Origin of the sequence: Pseudoalteromonas sp. MMG012 (assembly GCF_018100875.1) — a bacterium.
GTDB classification, from domain to species: domain Bacteria; phylum Pseudomonadota; class Gammaproteobacteria; order Enterobacterales; family Alteromonadaceae; genus Pseudoalteromonas; species Pseudoalteromonas aurantia.
In genome coordinates, this window is the sequence record NZ_JAGJEF010000217.1 from 1 (window position 1) to 626 (window position 626).

Sequence of the window (626 nt, forward strand, 5' to 3'; positions counted from 1 at the left end):
GGCAATCAAGCAGGAAAATTTACAGTTGGCTGTTTTCACTGCGTTCAACAATTTTAGCCAACTATAAATTTCCCCTTATTGGGGCGTTAAATGGCTTTTATAAAGTTGAGCACTCTCCCATTTTTAGAACATTTTAGTTAGAGGTAATATGAATAATCAGGAAACAGCGGAAATTGCTTTCAAAGCATTCCAAAAGGCTATAAATAATAACCTAATCAAAACTGATGCCGGTGCAATTCATAAGGACTTAAGGGTTCACATGGATAGGCTCGAGGGGCAAATACGTTTCACTTACGCTTTAATGGCGACTGGTACCAGAATTAAAGCATCTTGTGTGGCTATAAACACAGATCCATATAAAGAGAAGCCTTGTTTTGATATTGGAGTTACAACCCTTAAAAAATTTCGAGGAAAAGGGTTTGCACAAGAGGTTTTAGCTAAAAGCATTGATGAAATGAAGCAAGGGTTTGTTAGGAATGGTATCTCAGATTTTTATCTTGAGCTTAAAGTTGATAAAGATAATCTTGCGTCTCATAGCCTATGTAAAAAAATTGCTGATGAGGTTATCGATAATGGTACCAGTACTACATACATGAAGCACGTAAAGTAAAGTGCATTCAGCCATT

The 626-nt window shown here is 36.4% G+C and carries 1 protein-coding gene; it reads left to right on the plus strand.

Annotated elements, in window-relative coordinates; translation table 11 throughout:
- Positions 1-148 precede the first annotated feature (148 nt).
- Complete coding sequence (locus tag J8L97_RS23115; protein WP_211053073.1) at positions 149-610, plus strand: GNAT family N-acetyltransferase; 462 nt, start codon at positions 149-151, stop codon at positions 608-610.
- Positions 611-626: the final 16 nt, after the last annotated feature.